General features: G+C 73.8%; 29 protein-coding genes. 9 read left to right on the top strand and 20 right to left on the bottom strand.

Going from position 1 to position 14,234, the window contains the following annotated elements; genetic code table 11:
- The first annotated feature begins 31 nt into the window (after window positions 1-31).
- Window positions 32-235 (top strand): hypothetical protein, encoded by a 204-nt coding sequence (locus tag ACQPZ4_RS51680; RefSeq protein ID WP_433067363.1) that lies wholly within the window; start codon window positions 32-34, stop codon window positions 233-235.
- 145 nt (window positions 236-380) lie between these two features.
- Here ACQPZ4_RS51680 and ACQPZ4_RS51675 read toward each other — a convergent pair whose 3' ends face one another.
- The 6 genes from ACQPZ4_RS51675 to ACQPZ4_RS51650 are packed head-to-tail and all read right to left on the bottom strand — an operon-like array spanning window position 381 to window position 2,612.
- Window positions 381-692 carry a hypothetical protein gene (locus ACQPZ4_RS51675; RefSeq protein ID WP_433067360.1) on the bottom strand — a complete coding sequence of 104 codons (312 nt, stop codon included), beginning with the start codon at window positions 690-692 and terminating at the stop codon, window positions 381-383.
- A complete protein-coding gene (locus ACQPZ4_RS51670) occupies window positions 689-1,036 on the bottom strand; it encodes a hypothetical protein (protein WP_433067358.1) in 348 nt (115 codons plus the stop codon). The genes ACQPZ4_RS51675 and ACQPZ4_RS51670 overlap by 4 nt, the downstream gene beginning before the upstream one ends.
- Window positions 1,033-1,266 (bottom strand): hypothetical protein, encoded by a 234-nt coding sequence (locus ACQPZ4_RS51665; RefSeq protein ID WP_433067355.1) that lies wholly within the window; start codon window positions 1,264-1,266, stop codon window positions 1,033-1,035. Before ACQPZ4_RS51665 ends, ACQPZ4_RS51670 begins: the two co-directional genes overlap by 4 nt.
- Complete coding sequence (locus tag ACQPZ4_RS51660) at window positions 1,260-1,616, bottom strand: hypothetical protein (RefSeq protein WP_433067352.1); 357 nt, start codon at window positions 1,614-1,616, stop codon at window positions 1,260-1,262. The genes ACQPZ4_RS51665 and ACQPZ4_RS51660 overlap by 7 nt, the downstream gene beginning before the upstream one ends.
- The gene (locus ACQPZ4_RS51655) at window positions 1,613-1,993 is read right to left on the bottom strand and encodes a hypothetical protein (protein ID WP_433067349.1); all 381 of its coding nucleotides are present in this window, start codon (window positions 1,991-1,993) and stop codon (window positions 1,613-1,615) included. Before ACQPZ4_RS51655 ends, ACQPZ4_RS51660 begins: the two co-directional genes overlap by 4 nt.
- Before the next feature lie 7 nt (window positions 1,994-2,000).
- Window positions 2,001-2,612, bottom strand: coding sequence for a hypothetical protein (locus tag ACQPZ4_RS51650; RefSeq protein WP_433067346.1), 612 nt, complete (start codon window positions 2,610-2,612; stop codon window positions 2,001-2,003).
- A gap of 246 nt (window positions 2,613-2,858) precedes the next feature.
- Here ACQPZ4_RS51650 and ACQPZ4_RS51645 point away from each other — a divergent pair, with 246 nt between their 5' ends.
- The 6 genes from ACQPZ4_RS51645 to ACQPZ4_RS51620 are packed head-to-tail and all read left to right on the top strand — an operon-like array spanning window position 2,859 to window position 5,945.
- Window positions 2,859-3,308: a hypothetical protein gene (locus ACQPZ4_RS51645; protein ID WP_433067343.1), complete on the top strand. Its 450-nt coding sequence runs from the start codon at window positions 2,859-2,861 to the stop codon at window positions 3,306-3,308.
- Between the two features lie 4 nt (window positions 3,309-3,312).
- Window positions 3,313-3,702, top strand: a complete 390-nt coding sequence (locus ACQPZ4_RS51640) for a hypothetical protein (protein ID WP_433067341.1) — start codon at window positions 3,313-3,315, stop codon at window positions 3,700-3,702.
- Entirely contained in the window at window positions 3,699-4,664 is a 966-nt protein-coding gene (locus ACQPZ4_RS51635; protein WP_433067338.1) for a hypothetical protein, read from the top strand. The genes ACQPZ4_RS51640 and ACQPZ4_RS51635 overlap by 4 nt, the downstream gene beginning before the upstream one ends.
- A gap of 5 nt (window positions 4,665-4,669) precedes the next feature.
- A complete protein-coding gene (locus tag ACQPZ4_RS51630; RefSeq protein WP_433067336.1) occupies window positions 4,670-5,185 on the top strand; it encodes a hypothetical protein in 516 nt (171 codons plus the stop codon).
- A complete protein-coding gene (locus ACQPZ4_RS51625) occupies window positions 5,182-5,727 on the top strand; it encodes a hypothetical protein (protein WP_433067333.1) in 546 nt (181 codons plus the stop codon). Before ACQPZ4_RS51630 ends, ACQPZ4_RS51625 begins: the two co-directional genes overlap by 4 nt.
- An 8-nt stretch (window positions 5,728-5,735) precedes the next feature.
- Window positions 5,736-5,945 (top strand): hypothetical protein, encoded by a 210-nt coding sequence (locus ACQPZ4_RS51620; RefSeq protein WP_433067330.1) that lies wholly within the window; start codon window positions 5,736-5,738, stop codon window positions 5,943-5,945.
- Window positions 5,946-6,103: 158 nt separating this feature from the next.
- On the opposite strand, the gene ACQPZ4_RS51615 is transcribed toward ACQPZ4_RS51620, so the two are convergent.
- The 12 genes from ACQPZ4_RS51615 to ACQPZ4_RS51560 all read right to left on the bottom strand — a co-directional run bounded on the left by ACQPZ4_RS51615 (window position 6,104) and on the right by ACQPZ4_RS51560 (window position 11,827).
- Entirely contained in the window at window positions 6,104-6,541 is a 438-nt protein-coding gene (locus ACQPZ4_RS51615) for a hypothetical protein (protein WP_433067327.1), read from the bottom strand.
- Between the two features lie 97 nt (window positions 6,542-6,638).
- Complete coding sequence (locus ACQPZ4_RS51610; protein WP_433067324.1) at window positions 6,639-7,271, bottom strand: hypothetical protein; 633 nt, start codon at window positions 7,269-7,271, stop codon at window positions 6,639-6,641.
- Window positions 7,268-7,435, bottom strand: coding sequence for a hypothetical protein (locus tag ACQPZ4_RS51605; protein WP_433067321.1), 168 nt, complete (start codon window positions 7,433-7,435; stop codon window positions 7,268-7,270). The genes ACQPZ4_RS51610 and ACQPZ4_RS51605 overlap by 4 nt, the downstream gene beginning before the upstream one ends.
- Window positions 7,436-7,489: 54 nt before the next feature.
- On the bottom strand, window positions 7,490-7,717 hold the full coding sequence (locus ACQPZ4_RS51600; protein WP_433067318.1) for a hypothetical protein: 228 nt from the start codon (window positions 7,715-7,717) through the stop codon (window positions 7,490-7,492).
- Entirely contained in the window at window positions 7,714-8,058 is a 345-nt protein-coding gene (locus ACQPZ4_RS51595; RefSeq protein WP_433067315.1) for a hypothetical protein, read from the bottom strand. Before ACQPZ4_RS51595 ends, ACQPZ4_RS51600 begins: the two co-directional genes overlap by 4 nt.
- On the bottom strand, window positions 8,055-8,234 hold the full coding sequence (locus ACQPZ4_RS51590; RefSeq protein WP_433067312.1) for a hypothetical protein: 180 nt from the start codon (window positions 8,232-8,234) through the stop codon (window positions 8,055-8,057). The genes ACQPZ4_RS51595 and ACQPZ4_RS51590 overlap by 4 nt, the downstream gene beginning before the upstream one ends.
- A complete protein-coding gene (locus tag ACQPZ4_RS51585; RefSeq protein WP_433067309.1) occupies window positions 8,228-8,815 on the bottom strand; it encodes a hypothetical protein in 588 nt (195 codons plus the stop codon). Before ACQPZ4_RS51585 ends, ACQPZ4_RS51590 begins: the two co-directional genes overlap by 7 nt.
- Window positions 8,812-9,375, bottom strand: a complete 564-nt coding sequence (locus ACQPZ4_RS51580) for a hypothetical protein (RefSeq protein ID WP_433067306.1) — start codon at window positions 9,373-9,375, stop codon at window positions 8,812-8,814. The genes ACQPZ4_RS51585 and ACQPZ4_RS51580 overlap by 4 nt, the downstream gene beginning before the upstream one ends.
- Before the next feature lie 104 nt (window positions 9,376-9,479).
- A complete protein-coding gene (locus tag ACQPZ4_RS51575) occupies window positions 9,480-9,779 on the bottom strand; it encodes a hypothetical protein (RefSeq protein WP_433067304.1) in 300 nt (99 codons plus the stop codon).
- On the bottom strand, window positions 9,776-10,255 hold the full coding sequence (locus tag ACQPZ4_RS51570) for a hypothetical protein (protein WP_433067302.1): 480 nt from the start codon (window positions 10,253-10,255) through the stop codon (window positions 9,776-9,778). Before ACQPZ4_RS51570 ends, ACQPZ4_RS51575 begins: the two co-directional genes overlap by 4 nt.
- Window positions 10,218-11,420: a hypothetical protein gene (locus ACQPZ4_RS51565; protein WP_433067299.1), complete on the bottom strand. Its 1,203-nt coding sequence runs from the start codon at window positions 11,418-11,420 to the stop codon at window positions 10,218-10,220. The genes ACQPZ4_RS51570 and ACQPZ4_RS51565 overlap by 38 nt, the downstream gene beginning before the upstream one ends.
- Entirely contained in the window at window positions 11,417-11,827 is a 411-nt protein-coding gene (locus ACQPZ4_RS51560) for a hypothetical protein (protein WP_433067296.1), read from the bottom strand. Before ACQPZ4_RS51560 ends, ACQPZ4_RS51565 begins: the two co-directional genes overlap by 4 nt.
- A gap of 198 nt (window positions 11,828-12,025) precedes the next feature.
- Here ACQPZ4_RS51560 and ACQPZ4_RS51555 point away from each other — a divergent pair, with 198 nt between their 5' ends.
- Window positions 12,026-12,310, top strand: coding sequence for a MarR family transcriptional regulator (locus ACQPZ4_RS51555; RefSeq protein WP_433067294.1), 285 nt, complete (start codon window positions 12,026-12,028; stop codon window positions 12,308-12,310).
- Window positions 12,311-12,733: 423 nt separating this feature from the next.
- Window positions 12,734-13,264, top strand: a complete 531-nt coding sequence (locus ACQPZ4_RS51550; protein ID WP_433067291.1) for a hypothetical protein — start codon at window positions 12,734-12,736, stop codon at window positions 13,262-13,264.
- 175 nt (window positions 13,265-13,439) lie between these two features.
- Here the strand turns inward: ACQPZ4_RS51550 and ACQPZ4_RS51545 are convergent, their stop codons facing one another.
- Together ACQPZ4_RS51545 and ACQPZ4_RS51540 are read right to left on the bottom strand one after the other, a co-directional pair.
- Entirely contained in the window at window positions 13,440-13,772 is a 333-nt protein-coding gene (locus ACQPZ4_RS51545) for a hypothetical protein (protein ID WP_433067288.1), read from the bottom strand.
- A 71-nt stretch (window positions 13,773-13,843) separates the two neighbouring features.
- Entirely contained in the window at window positions 13,844-14,188 is a 345-nt protein-coding gene (locus tag ACQPZ4_RS51540; protein ID WP_433067285.1) for a hypothetical protein, read from the bottom strand.
- Window positions 14,189-14,234 lie beyond the last annotated feature (46 nt).

Genomic DNA, 14,234 nt, shown 5'->3' with positions numbered 1-14,234 from the left:
AACACCCCACAACTCCACAGGGAGCACCAAGATGCGGGAGATCGTGCTCTTCCCCGACCTCACCGGCAGCTGGATCGTCCTCGACCACGAAGACGGCACCGGGCAGCTCATCCACCGCAGCCACAACGCCCCACCCGGCACCCACGTCCGGGCCACCCGGCACACGCTCATCACCGAGGTCCGGGCCGCGGCCGTCGAGAAAGGCCTCCCCCTCGACAACTGGCCCGAGCAATGACCACGAAGCCCCCGGCAACCGCCGGGGGCTTCGCTCGTCTCGGGGTGCGAGCACCAGGCGGATCTCCCGCTTCCCACGGCACACCCACGGCGGCCAATCAACGTCCCCGCCCGGTACCCGCACCCTCACAAACCCGCCGGCTGCGTCAGCCGCTCACCAGCGGGGTCATCGGGTCGCTGCGCAGCGCCAGATAGCGCGGCCCACGCAACGGCATCACGATGACAAGGTCACCGACGTCAACGCCGTCCGCGACCGCCAAGTCGTACGCGGCCTGCAGCAGCCGCACCTCTTCCTGCGCCGCCGCCCACAACGCCCGCCGGATCAGCTCGCCCGACGTCGCGTCCTCGGCCGCCTCGCCCCAGCTGGACGGACCCGCCTTGAGGCGGGGCATCCGCGGCTGCGGCGGGTCGGGCCGCGCCATCCGCAGCGGCTCGGGCAGCAGCTTGCCGGGCCTCACCGGAGCCGGCCGGCCACGGCGGCCACGCCCAGGTGCTCGATGAGCTGGTCGACGCGCTTCCGCTCGGCGTCGTAGTCGGCGCGGAGGTTCCGCACCCCCTGCACCCCGCCGAAGTGCCCGGCGAGCGCGTCGAGGACCGCCCGGGCCATGTCGTCGTCGAGGGACAGCAGCGGCCGCACGTCCGCCGCGACGAGGGACGCCTCGGGCCGCCGCTCCCAGATCACGTCTGCGGGCGGCTGCGGCACCTCCAGCACGCTCTCACCGTCGATCGTGAGGCGCCGGTACGCGTAGACGTCGACCCGCCGGCGGTAGTAGTCAGGCTGCGTGTGCGCGTGTGCGGTCACCGTTTCTCCTGTTCACGGACGGCGGCGAGCGCGTCGATGGCGTCGGCCAGGACGCCGCACGCCGCGCGCGGAAGGTTGTGCGGGTCGTCGCGCAGCGCGCCGGCGACAGCCCGCATCATCAGCGGGGACTGGCGTTCGGCGGTCACCTTCGCCCCGAACCACGCCCCGTCCTCCGGAGCGAACACCGCGGCGCACGCGTCGAGGACCGCCTGCTCCTCGGGGGTCACCACAGTGGCCGCCGGCGGAACCGGACGGTCGGCACGTGCCCGTCGCCCCACAGCAGGTTCGGGTTGTCCCCAGCCGTCGTGACGATCCGGGCGCGGCCCTGTTCCACGTCCTCGAGCGACACCGCCTTGCGGGCGCACGCGGCCCGGGCACGCTCGCCGGCGGCGGTCTTGCCGTTGCCCCGCGGCCACGACCACACCCACCGCTCGTCGCCGTCCTCAACGAAGTCGAGGACCTCGGGCTCGCCGGGCCAGCCCCAGCCGGGCCCGTTGATGGTGATCCGCCGCTCGTCGTACTCGGCGGCCGCGAGGATCTCGTCGAACCAGGAGCCGAGGTCGCGGTATCCCTTGCTCATGCCGGGTCGGGCACCAGCACGTCGACGCGGAACCCGGGCCCGCCCTGGCCGAAGCCGTCCGGCGCGGACTGCGGCGCCATCGGCGCGCGGAGCTCCAGGCCGTTGACGGACACCATCGGCTGCGCCGGCGAGTACCCGCAGGGCAGGCCGATCCACCGGAACGGCTCCCCGCAGTCCGCGCAGTTCACCCGCACGTCGATGTTGAACGCGTTCGCGGTGTCGTCGCCGGGCGCCTCGGTGATCCGGGCCATCGCGGCGTCGACGTGGAAGTTCTTGTGCAGGCAGGTCAACGGGGTCTCCTGGTCGGGCTCGAGGAACACCAGCCGGGTCGACCCGCACCGGGGGATCGGCTGGTGACGGTCGTCGTGGGTGAACACCCGGCGTTCAGCCGTCGTCGCGGTCGTACTTGACGCGGGCCGCGGCGAGCGTCCGCGCGTGGTGGCCCTGGCCCTGCAGCTTGCGCAGCAGGGCGTCCTGCGCTGGCTCGGACCCGACGACGACGATCACCCCGAACGCGGCCGCACCCTCATCCGGGCCGTCGCCGTCGCCGAGGCCGTCGCCGGGCTCGTCGTCGACGTGGAGGATCGCGTCGAGCTCGGACCGGTCGAACCCGGACGCGTCGAGCAGCCCCGCCTCGTCGACGTCGAGGAGCATCACGCCCAGGGCGTCGAGGTCCCAGCCGCCGGCGATGGTGAGCTGATTCGACGCGGCCAGGTACGCCTTGGCGTGCGCGGCGGACTTCGACGCCCACCCGCGCTGCACCGGCACCAGCCACACCCCGTCGACGTCGACGTGGACGTCGTCGGGTGGGGTACCGCCGGCGGCCGCGAGGTCGCGGAGCTGGTCGATCCGGCCGTGCCCAGCAATCAGCCGGCCGGTGCGCTCGTCGAGGAGCGGCGACTCGGCCAGGCCGTGCTCGACCAGCGACGCGCGGATGCCGTCACCGTGGTGTTCCTTCGGGTTCGTCTCCGCCGGCCGGATGGACGGGAGCCGCATGTACTCGACGTAGCGTTTCCCCACAACACCCCTCGCATTGGCGTCAATCGATGCTGCCGGTGGTTTCCGGCCACACGGCGGTGTCCGGAAAGTTGGCGCGTCTTGTGGGTTGGCCCAACCCGGCCCCCAGGCACAAAAAAACGCCGCAAGCCCGAGGCAGACTTGTGGCGCTGTAGACGGCGTCCGAAACCCATGATGCACACGTTTCGCGGCGATCGTCCACCACCACGGGGAGGGCACCAGACGATGGCAGAACCAGGGCTGACCACCATGCTCGTCGACGTCGACGGCACCGTCGCCAACATGCACAAGGGCGAACCCGGCCGCCGCGCCCCGTTCGACTGGCACCGCGTCGGCGAAGACGCACCCATCGACCCGATCATCGACGTCGTGCAGCGGCTACGCGGCGCCGTCGACTACGTCACCTGGATGTCCGGCCGCAGCGACGCCTGCCGCGAGGCGACCGCCGGGTGGCTGCACCTGTTCGCCGGCGCCGACTGGGCCTACGGCGACGAGCTGTACATGCGCACCCACGGCGACTTCCGCCCCGACGAGCTCGTCAAGGGCGAGCTCTACCTGCAGCACGTCGAGCCGAAGGCCCACGTGCGGTGGGTCCTCGACGACCGCGACAAGGTCGTCAAGATGTGGCGGCAGCGCGGTCTCACCGTGCTGCAGGTCGCCGACGGGGCGTTCTAACCCCATGACCGTGACGTACGTCCGCCACGGCCTCGGCCGGCGCATGACCGCCCACGGCACCCTGCCCCCGGTCGGGGACTGGCCCGGCGGCACCCGCTACGGCCTCCACCGGGACCGGCTCCTGCAGGACCGGGGCTGGACCGACGCCGACCGCGCGTTCGCCGCCAAGCACCACATGGAGCTGCCCGACGTCGACTGGCTCACCACCGAGACGTGGTGGGACCTGCCGTTCCTGGAGATGATCGAGCAGGAGGTCCCGCCGGCCACCGTGTACACCCAGACGCCGATCGTGCCGTGGACAGCGCCGCTGCCGCCCGCACGGACCCTCACCGCCCGCCAGTACGGCAACGCCTGGTGGGACATCCGCCTCTGCACGCCGGCGGCCGCCGCATGAGCCAGCTGCTGTTCCACACCCCGACCGGACAGGCGGCCCTCGCCGGCGCCGAGTTCCACCACCTGCGGGACGTCGGCGAGCAGCCCGGCACCGACGCGTGGGGACTTGACCGCACCGGCACCGCAGTGCAGCGGGCAAGGGCGCTGCTGGCCCTGGCCCCGCCCGAGGCGAACGGCGGCACCGGCTATGTGTTCCGCGACCTCGAGGCGGCCGCCGGCGAACACGGCACGGACACCGCCCGCCGCCGGCTCGTGTCCAGCCTCGCGCTCGTCCTGCGCGTCCACGGCCTCACCCTGCAGATCGCCGGGCACTGGCTGAAGACCGCGAACCTCGAACTGAACACGGCGCTCGTCACCGGCCCGGACCCGCTGCGGCTCGCCGCGAAGCTCGGCGGATGGGGTGAGCAGCACGCGTGGGTCGACGGGCCCGACCGAGCATGGCTCGCCGGCATCATCGACGACGCCCTCACCGCGGGCATCTACCGCCGCAGCCTGCGGATCCAGCCCCGTGGCCACGGGCCGGTCGAGGACGTCGACCTCGGCTGGGGCGACGTCCTGCAGCTGCTCCGCGCGCGGGACGACGAGCCGGTCGTCACCTCGTACACCGTCACCGGCCGGTTCCCGAACGCGGAGATGGCCGCCTGGTCGCCGTCGCCGATGCCCGACGGCTGGGCACCGCCGTGGCTCGACGCACCCGACCGCGACGACTGGCTGCGGACGCACCCGGACCGCGACGAGCGGCTCCAGTGGTACGAGGAGGAAACCCGCGACGGCTGGTACCTGCTCCCGGACGCGGAGCAGTGGGCGCAGGGCATGGCCGGGCTGCGCGCGCAGCGGCCGTGGGCGCAGCTCACCCCCGACAACCTCGCCGAGACGACGTTCGGCGCCGGCGTCACGGTGTACGACGTGTTCGCCCCGGACCGCGACGAGCGGGTCGCTGCGGCGTTCGCCGAGGTCGGGTGAGCCCGGTGTCCAATGTAAACGAGGTCGACGCCAGCCCCGACTCAGGTTGGCGGCGCGGGACGGGCCGGTCGCTCGAGGCGGCGCTGCGCCGGTCCGCCGCCCACTACGGCATGACCCGCGACGCAGGTGGAGAGCTGGCCCGGCACCTGGTGTCCGGCGGGTGGGCGCCCGCCACCGACTACTACGTGCCCGCGCTCGAGGACCTGGTCGCCGATTACCGGCGCCTCGCTCAGGCGCACCTGCACGGGTGGATCGGCGTCGGGTGGGTGATGTGCCGGGAGTCCCACGACGCGCTCGCCGCCCGGTACGCCGACCAGCGGTGGGTGCCGATGCCCGTCGTCAGCGCTGTCGACTACACCACCGACGCGCAGGTGCTGGACGACGCCGGCGCCGCCCGGAACGTGATGGTCAACGCGCTGGGCTTGGGCGGGACGAGCACGCTCATGGGGATGCCGATCCGGATCGACCCGGCCGCCCGCCGGCCGATGTTCGAGCTGCAGCCGGCCGGCGGCCGCGAGTGACCCCGGACGACTTCGTCTGGACCGCGACCCGCCGCCGCCTGCCCGGGCAGATGCTGCTGCAGGTGACCGTCACCGACCGGCGGACCGGGCTCAGCCTGGCCCAGGTCGTCGACGACGTCGCGGACCCGCTCGAGTTCGTCCGGGTGGACCTGGAGGACCGGCTCGCCCGGGCGGTGCGGGCGTACACGTGCCTGGTGCTGGCGTCCGGGGCGGACGGCACCGCCCCGGTCGTGTTCGCCGGCGGCCCGCTGGACGGGCAGGCCCGCGACGAGCCGGTCACGGGCGGGGCCGTCCCGGCACAGCGGATCTGGGTGCACACCGACCCGTTCGTGAACCGGCCGTACTGGTGGGCGCCGACCGACGCGGTGACGGTCGGCGACGAGCTCGGCGAGCCGGTGGTCCTCCCAGCTAGGGAGGTGATCGTCGACGGGCCGCCGCACCGGTGGCACATCTACGAGCGTGGGCCGCACCCGCGGCTCGACGTGACCGAGGACGAGGAGCACATCGCGTGGGTGTACCGGCACGTGGGCACGGGCAGGTAGCGGGGACCATGCTGGGCACGGATCAACCCGATTGGGTCCTCGGCCTGGTCGCGGCGGTCGAGCGGTACGAGTACGTGCATGCGCCGGTCGACCCGGCCGACACGTGCCTGCAGGAGCCGCTGCAGCAGGTGCCGGCTGAGGTGCGGGCGGCAGCGCGCGGCTGGGCGCAGCGGCAGATGGCGCTCGAGGGAGCGGAACGGGCCGCGGCGGCGGGCTGACGACGCGTTGAGGGCCCGCCCCCGGGATCTCCGGGGCGCGGGCCCTCGTGACACGTGAGCTTCGTCGTGCTGCCGCGCGCCTTGGAGAGCGCACGGGGTGGAGGCCGCATCCCAGGCCGTCTCAGCGTAGCGGGGGCGTGGTCGCGTACGCCGGAGGGTCAGACGCAGTCGGTGGTGGGGGTGTCGCCGACGTGGAGCGGGTAGCCGGCGGGCGGGCCCTGCAGGTCGGCGAGGAGGTTGTAGTCGACGACCTGCCGGAGGCAGCGGGTCGCCTGTTCCTCGCTGGACGGCGGGTCGTCGGCGTCGATCCCGGCGTAGAGGCGCTGCAGCTGGACGTGGTTCTGCAGGTCGAGCGGGGCGAGGGTCCCGAACAGCCCGTACCCGGTCGGTGCCGCTTCCTGTTCGGCCCAGGTGGCGTCCTGGTACAGGATGAGCGCGACCAGGCCGGTGCAGAGCGCGGCGCAGACGGCGATGAACACGGTTCCGCCGGGGCGGCCCATGGTGGGGACGCCGGCGGCTTTCAGGCGGGCCAGGCGTCGCACGTCCCATCCGATGAGGACGTGCGACGCCATCCCGAGCAGGGCGAGCAGGGTCACGGGCGGGGCTCCCAGTCGTCGTCGTCCCGGCAGCAGCCGATGAGCAGCAGCAGCGCGGCGAAGGCGAGCATCAGCGGGTACAGCTGGTGGTCGCTCATCATGCGTCGGCCCACAGGACCAGGCGGGTGTCGTACCTGGCCTCGTGCGGGGTGCCCGGCGCGTGCGCTGGGAGCTGGCATCGGAACATCGAGTATTGCGGATCTTGGTACGGGGCGTCGCACGTTCTGTCGGATCTTGAGCACACGCCGCCGGTGTCGACGGGGCCGCCGCCGGCGACGGCGAGGACGCGTTCGCCGAGGGCGGGCCGGCGGCGGACGGCGGGGACCAGGTCGATGACGCCGGCGGCGTACTGGCCGGTGCGGCGGCGGCCGCGGCCGGCCCGGCGGGTGGCGATCTCGGCGGCGGTGACCTCGTGGTACCGGTACAGGTTCGCGGGCCCGTTGGGGCCGGCGACCCGGGCGGGTTCGTCGCCGGCGACCTCGAGGCCGAAGACCTCCGCGGCGAGCTCGGCGACGGTGACGGCGCGGAGCAGCTGCCCGGCGGGCCGGCGCGGGTCGCACCAGGTCCGCAGCCGGGCGGCGGTGACGTCGGGCAGCCGCCCCGCGACCTGCACGGCGGTCATGTACTCGACGCGGCGGGTGGTGCCGTGCTCGTCGACGACGTCGGCGACGTACAGCGGGTCGACGTCCGGTGGTGCGTCCTGCACCGCGATCGCGGCGCCGGCGTTCATGGGGTACCGGCCCGGGCCGGGGCGGTCTCGCGGGCCGGCCAGGAGGCGGGCCACGGCAGCGTGGGCGGCGGGACGACGAACGCGGCCGCCGCGGCGGCGATCGCCACGACGGCGACCACCGCCGCGAGGCCGGTCCGATGGGCTGGGCGGTAAAGACGGTGCATGGTGTTCCCCCCGTGCTCGTGCTGGTGGTGCTGGGTGGTGCTGGGTGGTGCTGTTCAGCCGGTCATGGCGGGCCGGACGTTGCGGATGTCGCCGGCGCGGACCTGGCACCGGCCCAGCGGCACGGCGACCAGGTGCGGCCGGGCGTGGGTGAACGTGACGAGCGCGTCGGGCTGGGTCGCGCGGATGCGGCGCAGCACGCCGAGGCTGGCGCTGGTGACGTGCTCGGCGACCAGGCCGCGCGGGCGGAGCGGGTCACGGCCCAGCTCGACGTAGACGATCATGCGGACTCCTGCAGGCCGTGCTGCAGGTCGTAGAACTCCAGCTCGAGCAGCACGATGGCCCGCATCGACCGGTCGTACGCGGCCAGGGCCTCACCGTCGAGGGTGTCGACCTCGGCGGCGGGCACGGCGATGACCGCGAACCGGGCCGGGTGCAGGGTCGGGATGCCGCCGCGGCGCATCTTGTAGACCCACACCTCCCACGCGCCGCCGTCGAGCTCGGCGGAGACGCGTTCGCGGCGCAGGTTCCCGCCGAGGTCGACGACTTCCCCGACGAGCGCCAGGCCCAGCTGCGCCATGCCGCTGTCGTCGTCGTACGGCGGTGCGCCGGGCCCGGCCGTCACGACGCGTCCCGGGGCGGGTTCGTGCCGCCGGGCTCGCACAGGGCGGCGACGACGACGAGGAGGTCCCCGGCGGCGATGAGTCCCATGCGCGGCAGGGCGGCGCCGGCGACGAGCGCGGCGGCCGCGACCACCCACAGCCCGGTGGCCACCCAGCGCCGCAGCCGGCGGGTCACCATCGGCCGGCCGGCTGCAGCTGCCGGGCGGGAGCGGGCCGGGCGGCGAGGACGCCCTCACCGACGAGCATCGCCATCGGCACCGTGCCGCGGTGCTGGCCGGTCGGGACGGCCCGGGCGACGCCGAACACTTCCTGGCCGGACGGGGTGGTGACTCTGACCGTGTGGCGGCCGCCGTCGGCGAGGTTGACGCCCTGCAGGAGCACCGACCAGGCCCGCCACCCGGCGGTGTCGGTGTGCGCGGCGGTCTCGGGGCTGATCTGCTCGGCGCAGACCGCGCACCGCCAGTGCCCGCCCGTGACCACGAACTCGAGCGGGTAGGTGTGTGGCGTGTCGAGGAGGTACGCGAACCGGTCGTAGGTGCGGGTCTCGTGCCACACCAGGGTCGGGACGGTACCGTCGGCGGCCGCCGCGTGGAAGTGCCCGGCCTGGTCGACGTACACCCAGCGCGGGTCGACGACGGTCCGGGCGGCCGGCTCGGCGACGACGTCGCGGGTGATGGTGAGCGTGGCTCGCCGCGGCGGTTCGCTGTCGAGGATGGCGGTCACGTCGGACAGGACGATCGACGCGATGTCGCTGGTCATGCGCCCGCTCCCACGTCGACGGTTCCGGCCTGGTCGACGTTCGAGCCGAGGACGGCGGCCCAGTCGATCGGGGCGCCGGCGTCGAGCTGGTCGGTGAGGAGCCACACGGCGATGTCGCCGGTCGGGTCGGCGGCGGCGCCGTACAGGTCCCCGGCGTGGCTGGTGCACAGGTCGATGACGTCACCCGGCAGGCGGTCGACCCGGGCCAGCCGGGCGGGCGCTTCGACGGCAACCGCGATCAGGGCGTCACCGATGCATCCCGGCACGATGCAGCCGAGGCCGCCGTGCCGGACGCGGTGCTGCAGGGCGAGCGCCACGGCGGCCGGGCTGCGGCCGTCGAGGGTGGGGACGCCCCGGTCGGTGTCGAGGATCGGGACGTAGACCGGGGGCCGTTCGAGGTGGACGGCGTACCGCAGGTCGAGGCCGCCGGCTGGGCGGACCTGGCCGTCGACGGTGCACAGGGCGCCGGGCCTGGCCTTGCACGTCGGGCATGCGGTGACGGTGGTGTAGACGGTCGTCGGGTCGGCGGCCTGGGCGCCGATCAGCGCGAACTCAGGCACGGGCACCCCCGGCGGGCGCCTGGGAGGTCGGAGGGTGGTCGGCGGTTTGTGTCTCGTCCACGTGGAAATGCCCCTTTCCTGTGTGGACTGTCCAATATGGGGGGTTACAGGTATTGCGGGTTGACGGTGGCGAGCTCGACCGGCCGGTCGGGCTCCTCGTCGCCCTCGTACTCGTCGTCGGGGTTGTCGGGGTTGTCGTTGACGGGCACCACGTACGGCTGCTGGTCCGCCGGGGGCTCGTCGGTGTAGGTGTAGACGGGCAGGGCGCCGTCCCACCTCGAGAACACGTACGCGCAGCCGTAGAACACGAGGACCTGGTGGTGCGGCAGGCTGGCCTCGATCTGCACCCGCGCTGCGGGGCCGCCGGGGCTCTCCTCGAGGCCGGCGACGATCACGCCGGTCACGCCGCGGCGGGCTCCAGCACCCGCTCGCCGGCGCCGGCGTCGTCGGTGTCGGTGTCGGTGTCGGTGGCCGCGAGTTTGCCGAGGTCGGCGGTCGTCTCGCTGCCCGTCTCGTCGTCGTCGGCCGGGGCCGTGGCCGGGGCCTGGGTGGTCCGGATCGGCTCGGCGATGTTGTCGGGGGCGTCCATGCCCGGGTAGTTGTGGCCGGGCGCCGGCTTCAGCGACACGGCCGCGCGGTCCCCGAGGTCGACGGTGACGACCTTCGAACGGAACACCGCGAACAGCGACGGGGCGGTCAGCTGCCCGGACACGATCGTCCCGGCGACGCGGTAGAGGGCCCGCCCGGGCGGGTCGTTGAACAGGGTCGAGCCCAGCTGCCGGATCTCCAGCAGGTCGCCGGGCTGGATCCATTCGTGGTTCGGCCGGAACAGGAACGACAGTTCACCGCGCTCCAGCAGCGCGAACTCCTGCTGGGACACGAACAGTTTCTTGTGGGTGACCGTCTCGGCGTCCGTCCGGGCGTCCGTCTGGGTGGTGCGCATCGTGGGTCTCCTCGGGGGGTGGGGCCGGGGCGTACATCACGCCCTGGCGGTGGAGGTACGAGCACGTGTCGTGCTCGCACAGGCCGTCGTCGTCGCCGGGGCAGAGGGGCCCGGCGACGACGGGGGGAACGGGCAGGCCGTCGGCGTCGACGACGTCGGGCAGGTCGACGCCGAGGAGCTCGGCAAGGCCGCCGGGGCGGTGCCACTCGGCGGCCGGCCACAGGTGCCGGCGGCCGGGGAGCCGGTTCGGGCGGCCGCACGGGCAGCCGCGGCCGGTGCACTCGCAGCCGGGCGCGGAGCAGCGGATCACCCACGCGCGCCGGTCGACGGCGGTGACGTCGGCGTACAGGGTGCCGCGGCTGTCGCAGACGGGGCACGGGGCGGGCAGGATGCGGCGGTCGTCGCCGGCGCCGGTCGCGGCGCGGACGGCGGTCTCGGCCCGCTCGAGCACGCGCAGGACGGGCCGGACCTGGTCGAGGGTGGTGCACTCGGGCAGGAACATCCGGATCGCGGAGATCGACGCGTACACCAGCTGGTCGCTGGCGGAGATCGTCGCGGTCCAGGTGATGACGCCGTCGTGGCAGCGCCGGCAGGCGGGCAGCTGCACCGGGCCGATGAGGTCGCGCGGCCGCGGCGGCCACTCCCGCGTCGCCGGCCACCAGCCGGGCGGGCGGGCGCGGTAGCCGGTGCCGTCGCAGGCGCGGCACAGGTCGGCGAGGCGGACCTGGGTGGTGTCGAAGACGGGCCACTCGTGGTCGCGGCCGGCGGTGGCGGTCCACATCCGGTCGGCGAGGCGGGCCAGGGCGTCGGCGACGTCGCGGCGCACGGACACGGCGGTGACGTTCGCGGCCGCGGGTTTCGGGCCGCCGGGGGAGCGGCGGGCCTGGGTTGCCAGGAACGCCGCGCGGCGGTCGCGGATGAACTCGCGCAGCGCGGACGCGCGTTGCAGCGTCGAGCGCGGGCCGGCGCCGCGGCGGCGTTCCCGGTTCGGGACGGTCGCGGCGGCGAGCTGCGGCCAGAGCAGCTCGAGGCGGTGGAGGGCGAGGGTCGCGTCGAGGACCAGGTCGGCGGGGTCCGGCGCGTCGTCATCGGTGTACCTCATGTGCGGCCCCGGGCGGGGTCGCACGTGTACCCGGCGACCTCGGTGGTGAGGGCCTGGGCGGCGGCGTCGGCGGGCGTGTCGGCGGCGGCCGCGGCGTCGAGCTCGCGGCCGAGGCGGAACATCGCGAACACGGCCGGGGACGCCGGCGACGGCGGCAGCCCGTCGAGGAGTTCCCGGTCGCCGTGCGTGTGGGCGATGCGGCCGGTGCCGGGGTCGAACCGCACCCACCGGTAGAGGGTGCGGTCGTGGTCGAGTCCCTGCCACCGGTCGGCGCCGAGTCGGGTCCACTCCACTGTGGACGGGAACCGGACCATCAGCCACTTGAGCTGCGGATCGATCCTGGGGTGCCGTCGCGGCAACAGGTTCCGGTGGGGGGTGCGCCGCTCGAGCACCAGTTCGACCGTCATCACTCGACCCCGTCCCCGTACATATGTTCGGACGCGGGGACGCGGCAAACGAGGGTGTGCGGTCAGTCGAGCGTCCGCGCACCCTTGAGTCATCGGTCGTGGTTTGCTGCCCCGCGCACCACTAGTGGCGTCCAGGGTAGCGCCGAGATCCACAACGGGGCGGCCGCATACGGGAGGACGATCAGCGTGTCGAATGCGATGGATGGCCAGGATGGGCTCACCGCAACGGAGGCGCGGGTCGCGGCCGCGTTGTGCCGGCTGCGGCCGGGGGAGCAGGCGACGGTCGGCGCGATCGCGGCGCGGTGCGGGGTGGCGGCGGCGAGGGTGCGGCAGATCCTGACGGTGTGGGAGGGTGCCGGGCTCGTCGACGTTGAGGCGCTGCAGGAGCGCACGGACAAGCCGGTGGTGCGGCACTACACGCCGAACGACCGCGGCCGTGCCCAGCTCGCCGGGACGGCCGGGGGTGTGGCCCGCGCGGCGTGACGTGCCCGCAGGGGCGCATCGGCTGCTCGGCGGCCGCCGGGGCCGTCTCGGGGGCGGTACCGTCGGCGGGTCAGCAACAGTCAGCCGGTGGAAGGTGGCGCCCGCGAACGGTGTGACAGGCGACAGGCGTAGGAGCGGCCCGTACCCCTCGTGGGTGCGGGCCGCTCCGTCTGTGACAGCCGTGAGCGGAACGGTCGGATGGTCAGCGTTCTGGTCAGAGAACGCCGCGGCGGCGAGGCCTTGACCGTTCCGGCCCGGGCGGCCGGTTTGTGCTGGTGGGCGGGTTGTTCACCGGTGTCCGGGGTGCGGTCGGTGCCGTGCCGCGACCAGTCACCCAAATCAACTGAGCGGTACTGTTGCACGGTAATCGTGATCCTGATAGTGTGGGGGCACACCGAACGAACGACCACCGGAGGCACCGAGATGACGCAGCCCACCGACCCGACCCGCATCGCCCGCCTGCGCGGCCCCGCCCGCACGGTCGAGATGCGCCGCGCCGGACTCGTCCCCGGCATGGCCAACGCCGAGCGGATGTGGGACGAGATCGTCGACCTGCACGAGGGCGGCATGACGATGGCCAAGGCCCGCATCGAGGTCAGCCGCCGCGAGCAGCACAAGGTGCAGACCGAGTGGGCGGCGTCGGCGGACGAGCGGACCCGCCTCGACGAGATCAAGTACAACCTGCGGCACGAGCCGCTCACCGACGAGCAGGCCGAGGTGCTGCAGACCTCCGGCCGCGACCACACGGCGGGCGGCGACGCCGACTGGGGGCTCGCGGTCACGGTGTACGTGGTCGCCGAGCAGATCACGATCGACGGGATCACGATCCCCGAGGGCGTCTACATGCGACAGACCGAGGGCAAGCGGTCGGTGACCTTCCGGGCGCCGTCGCTGGAGGCGGCCGAGATGTACGCCCACGCCGTGGAGGCGGCGTACGCGGCGGCGATCGGCTGACCCGACACGAGGCGAACGGCCCCCCGGCAGGATCCGGGGGGCCGAGCCGCACCGGCCACCACCCCGCTATGGTTGATCTTCAACTGCACGGGGGCCCGGTTTTGTTGCTAGCCCCTCAACAGCTGAAACGCCCCGCAGGCGACCGCCTGCGGGGCGTTTGCTGTGCTACTCGAGGTCAGCCGACCGAGGACGCCCCCGCGCCGTCGATCGGGCCCGTCGGCGAGCCCGGCAGGAACGCGGGCACGAGCGGCACCGCGACCCCGTCGATCACGGTCTGCGGGTTCGACAGCGGCGTGACCCGCCGGTGCGCGCGGACGGTCAGCACCAGGAAGACCAGCGCCGACACCGAGTTGACCAGCGTCAGCAGGGCGTTGGTCCGGTCGGCGGTGAGCGGCAGGCCGAACACACCGCCGCTGGCGATCAGGTCGCCCGCCACGGTGACGATCGCGGCGCGCAGGAACGGCATCTCCTGGCCGGAGGGCGGATTGGTCGGGTCCACAGTGGACATGCGGTGCCCCTTTCACGGGAGGTGAGGGCACCCGCTCGCGGCGAGACGCCGGGTGACACGCAAGATCCATTCTACCGCGCAGGAGCGGCGGGGCAGTGCACGTCGCCCGGCACCACGAACACCCCGGACGCGAGCGGGATGGCGTTCTCGGACCCGATCTCGAACACGCCCCGGGACGTGACGTACACGCCGTTGGAGCCGTAGCAGGTGAACGCGATGTTCCGGAAACCGTCGGGCAGCCGGATGACCTGGGTGTTGGTGCCGTCAAGGATGTTGCTCGGGCTCGGCTCCGGGGCGTCGGTCTTCGTCGGCGTCGTCCCGCACGCGGTGAGCACGCCCAGGACGGCGGCGATCGCGGCGGCGGTGGCGCCGGCGAGCAGGCCCGCGGCGAAACGGCGGCTGGTCAGCTTCTTCATGGTGGGCTCCTCAGCAGGTGGGATGGGTGTGCAGGGGCGGCCTCGA

The sequence above is a fragment of the Dactylosporangium sp. CS-033363 genome (assembly GCF_050942475.1).
In the GTDB taxonomy this organism is placed as follows: Bacteria; Actinomycetota; Actinomycetes; order Mycobacteriales; family Micromonosporaceae; genus Dactylosporangium.
The sequence above is the reverse complement of the archived record's forward strand: the minus strand, read 5'-3'. Positions and strand labels throughout refer to the sequence as shown.

What these genes read in the sequence shown, in the direction of transcription:
- ACQPZ4_RS51555 (WP_433067294.1), top strand. Translation starts at nt 12,026, where the DNA reads ATGGATGGCCAGGATGGGCTCACCGCAACGGAGGCGCGGGTCGCGGCC.
- ACQPZ4_RS51645 (WP_433067343.1), top strand. Translation starts at nt 2,859, where the DNA reads ATGGCAGAACCAGGGCTGACCACCATGCTCGTCGACGTCGACGGCACC.
- ACQPZ4_RS51545 (WP_433067288.1), bottom strand. Translation starts at nt 13,772, where the DNA reads ATGTCCACTGTGGACCCGACCAATCCGCCCTCCGGCCAGGAGATGCCG.
- ACQPZ4_RS51610 (WP_433067324.1), bottom strand. Translation starts at nt 7,271, where the DNA reads ATGAACGCCGGCGCCGCGATCGCGGTGCAGGACGCACCACCGGACGTC.
- ACQPZ4_RS51640 (WP_433067341.1), top strand. Translation starts at nt 3,313, where the DNA reads ATGACCGTGACGTACGTCCGCCACGGCCTCGGCCGGCGCATGACCGCC.
- ACQPZ4_RS51550 (WP_433067291.1), top strand. Translation starts at nt 12,734, where the DNA reads ATGACGCAGCCCACCGACCCGACCCGCATCGCCCGCCTGCGCGGCCCC.
- ACQPZ4_RS51585 (WP_433067309.1), bottom strand. Translation starts at nt 8,815, where the DNA reads ATGACCAGCGACATCGCGTCGATCGTCCTGTCCGACGTGACCGCCATC.
- ACQPZ4_RS51605 (WP_433067321.1), bottom strand. Translation starts at nt 7,435, where the DNA reads ATGCACCGTCTTTACCGCCCAGCCCATCGGACCGGCCTCGCGGCGGTG.
- ACQPZ4_RS51565 (WP_433067299.1), bottom strand. Translation starts at nt 11,420, where the DNA reads ATGAGGTACACCGATGACGACGCGCCGGACCCCGCCGACCTGGTCCTC.
- ACQPZ4_RS51560 (WP_433067296.1), bottom strand. Translation starts at nt 11,827, where the DNA reads ATGACGGTCGAACTGGTGCTCGAGCGGCGCACCCCCCACCGGAACCTG.
- ACQPZ4_RS51680 (WP_433067363.1), top strand. Translation starts at nt 32, where the DNA reads ATGCGGGAGATCGTGCTCTTCCCCGACCTCACCGGCAGCTGGATCGTC.
- ACQPZ4_RS51620 (WP_433067330.1), top strand. Translation starts at nt 5,736, where the DNA reads ATGCTGGGCACGGATCAACCCGATTGGGTCCTCGGCCTGGTCGCGGCG.
- ACQPZ4_RS51540 (WP_433067285.1), bottom strand. Translation starts at nt 14,188, where the DNA reads ATGAAGAAGCTGACCAGCCGCCGTTTCGCCGCGGGCCTGCTCGCCGGC.
- ACQPZ4_RS51635 (WP_433067338.1), top strand. Translation starts at nt 3,699, where the DNA reads ATGAGCCAGCTGCTGTTCCACACCCCGACCGGACAGGCGGCCCTCGCC.
- ACQPZ4_RS51660 (WP_433067352.1), bottom strand. Translation starts at nt 1,616, where the DNA reads ATGAGCAAGGGATACCGCGACCTCGGCTCCTGGTTCGACGAGATCCTC.
- ACQPZ4_RS51590 (WP_433067312.1), bottom strand. Translation starts at nt 8,234, where the DNA reads ATGGTGACCCGCCGGCTGCGGCGCTGGGTGGCCACCGGGCTGTGGGTG.
- ACQPZ4_RS51650 (WP_433067346.1), bottom strand. Translation starts at nt 2,612, where the DNA reads ATGCGGCTCCCGTCCATCCGGCCGGCGGAGACGAACCCGAAGGAACAC.
- ACQPZ4_RS51600 (WP_433067318.1), bottom strand. Translation starts at nt 7,717, where the DNA reads ATGATCGTCTACGTCGAGCTGGGCCGTGACCCGCTCCGCCCGCGCGGC.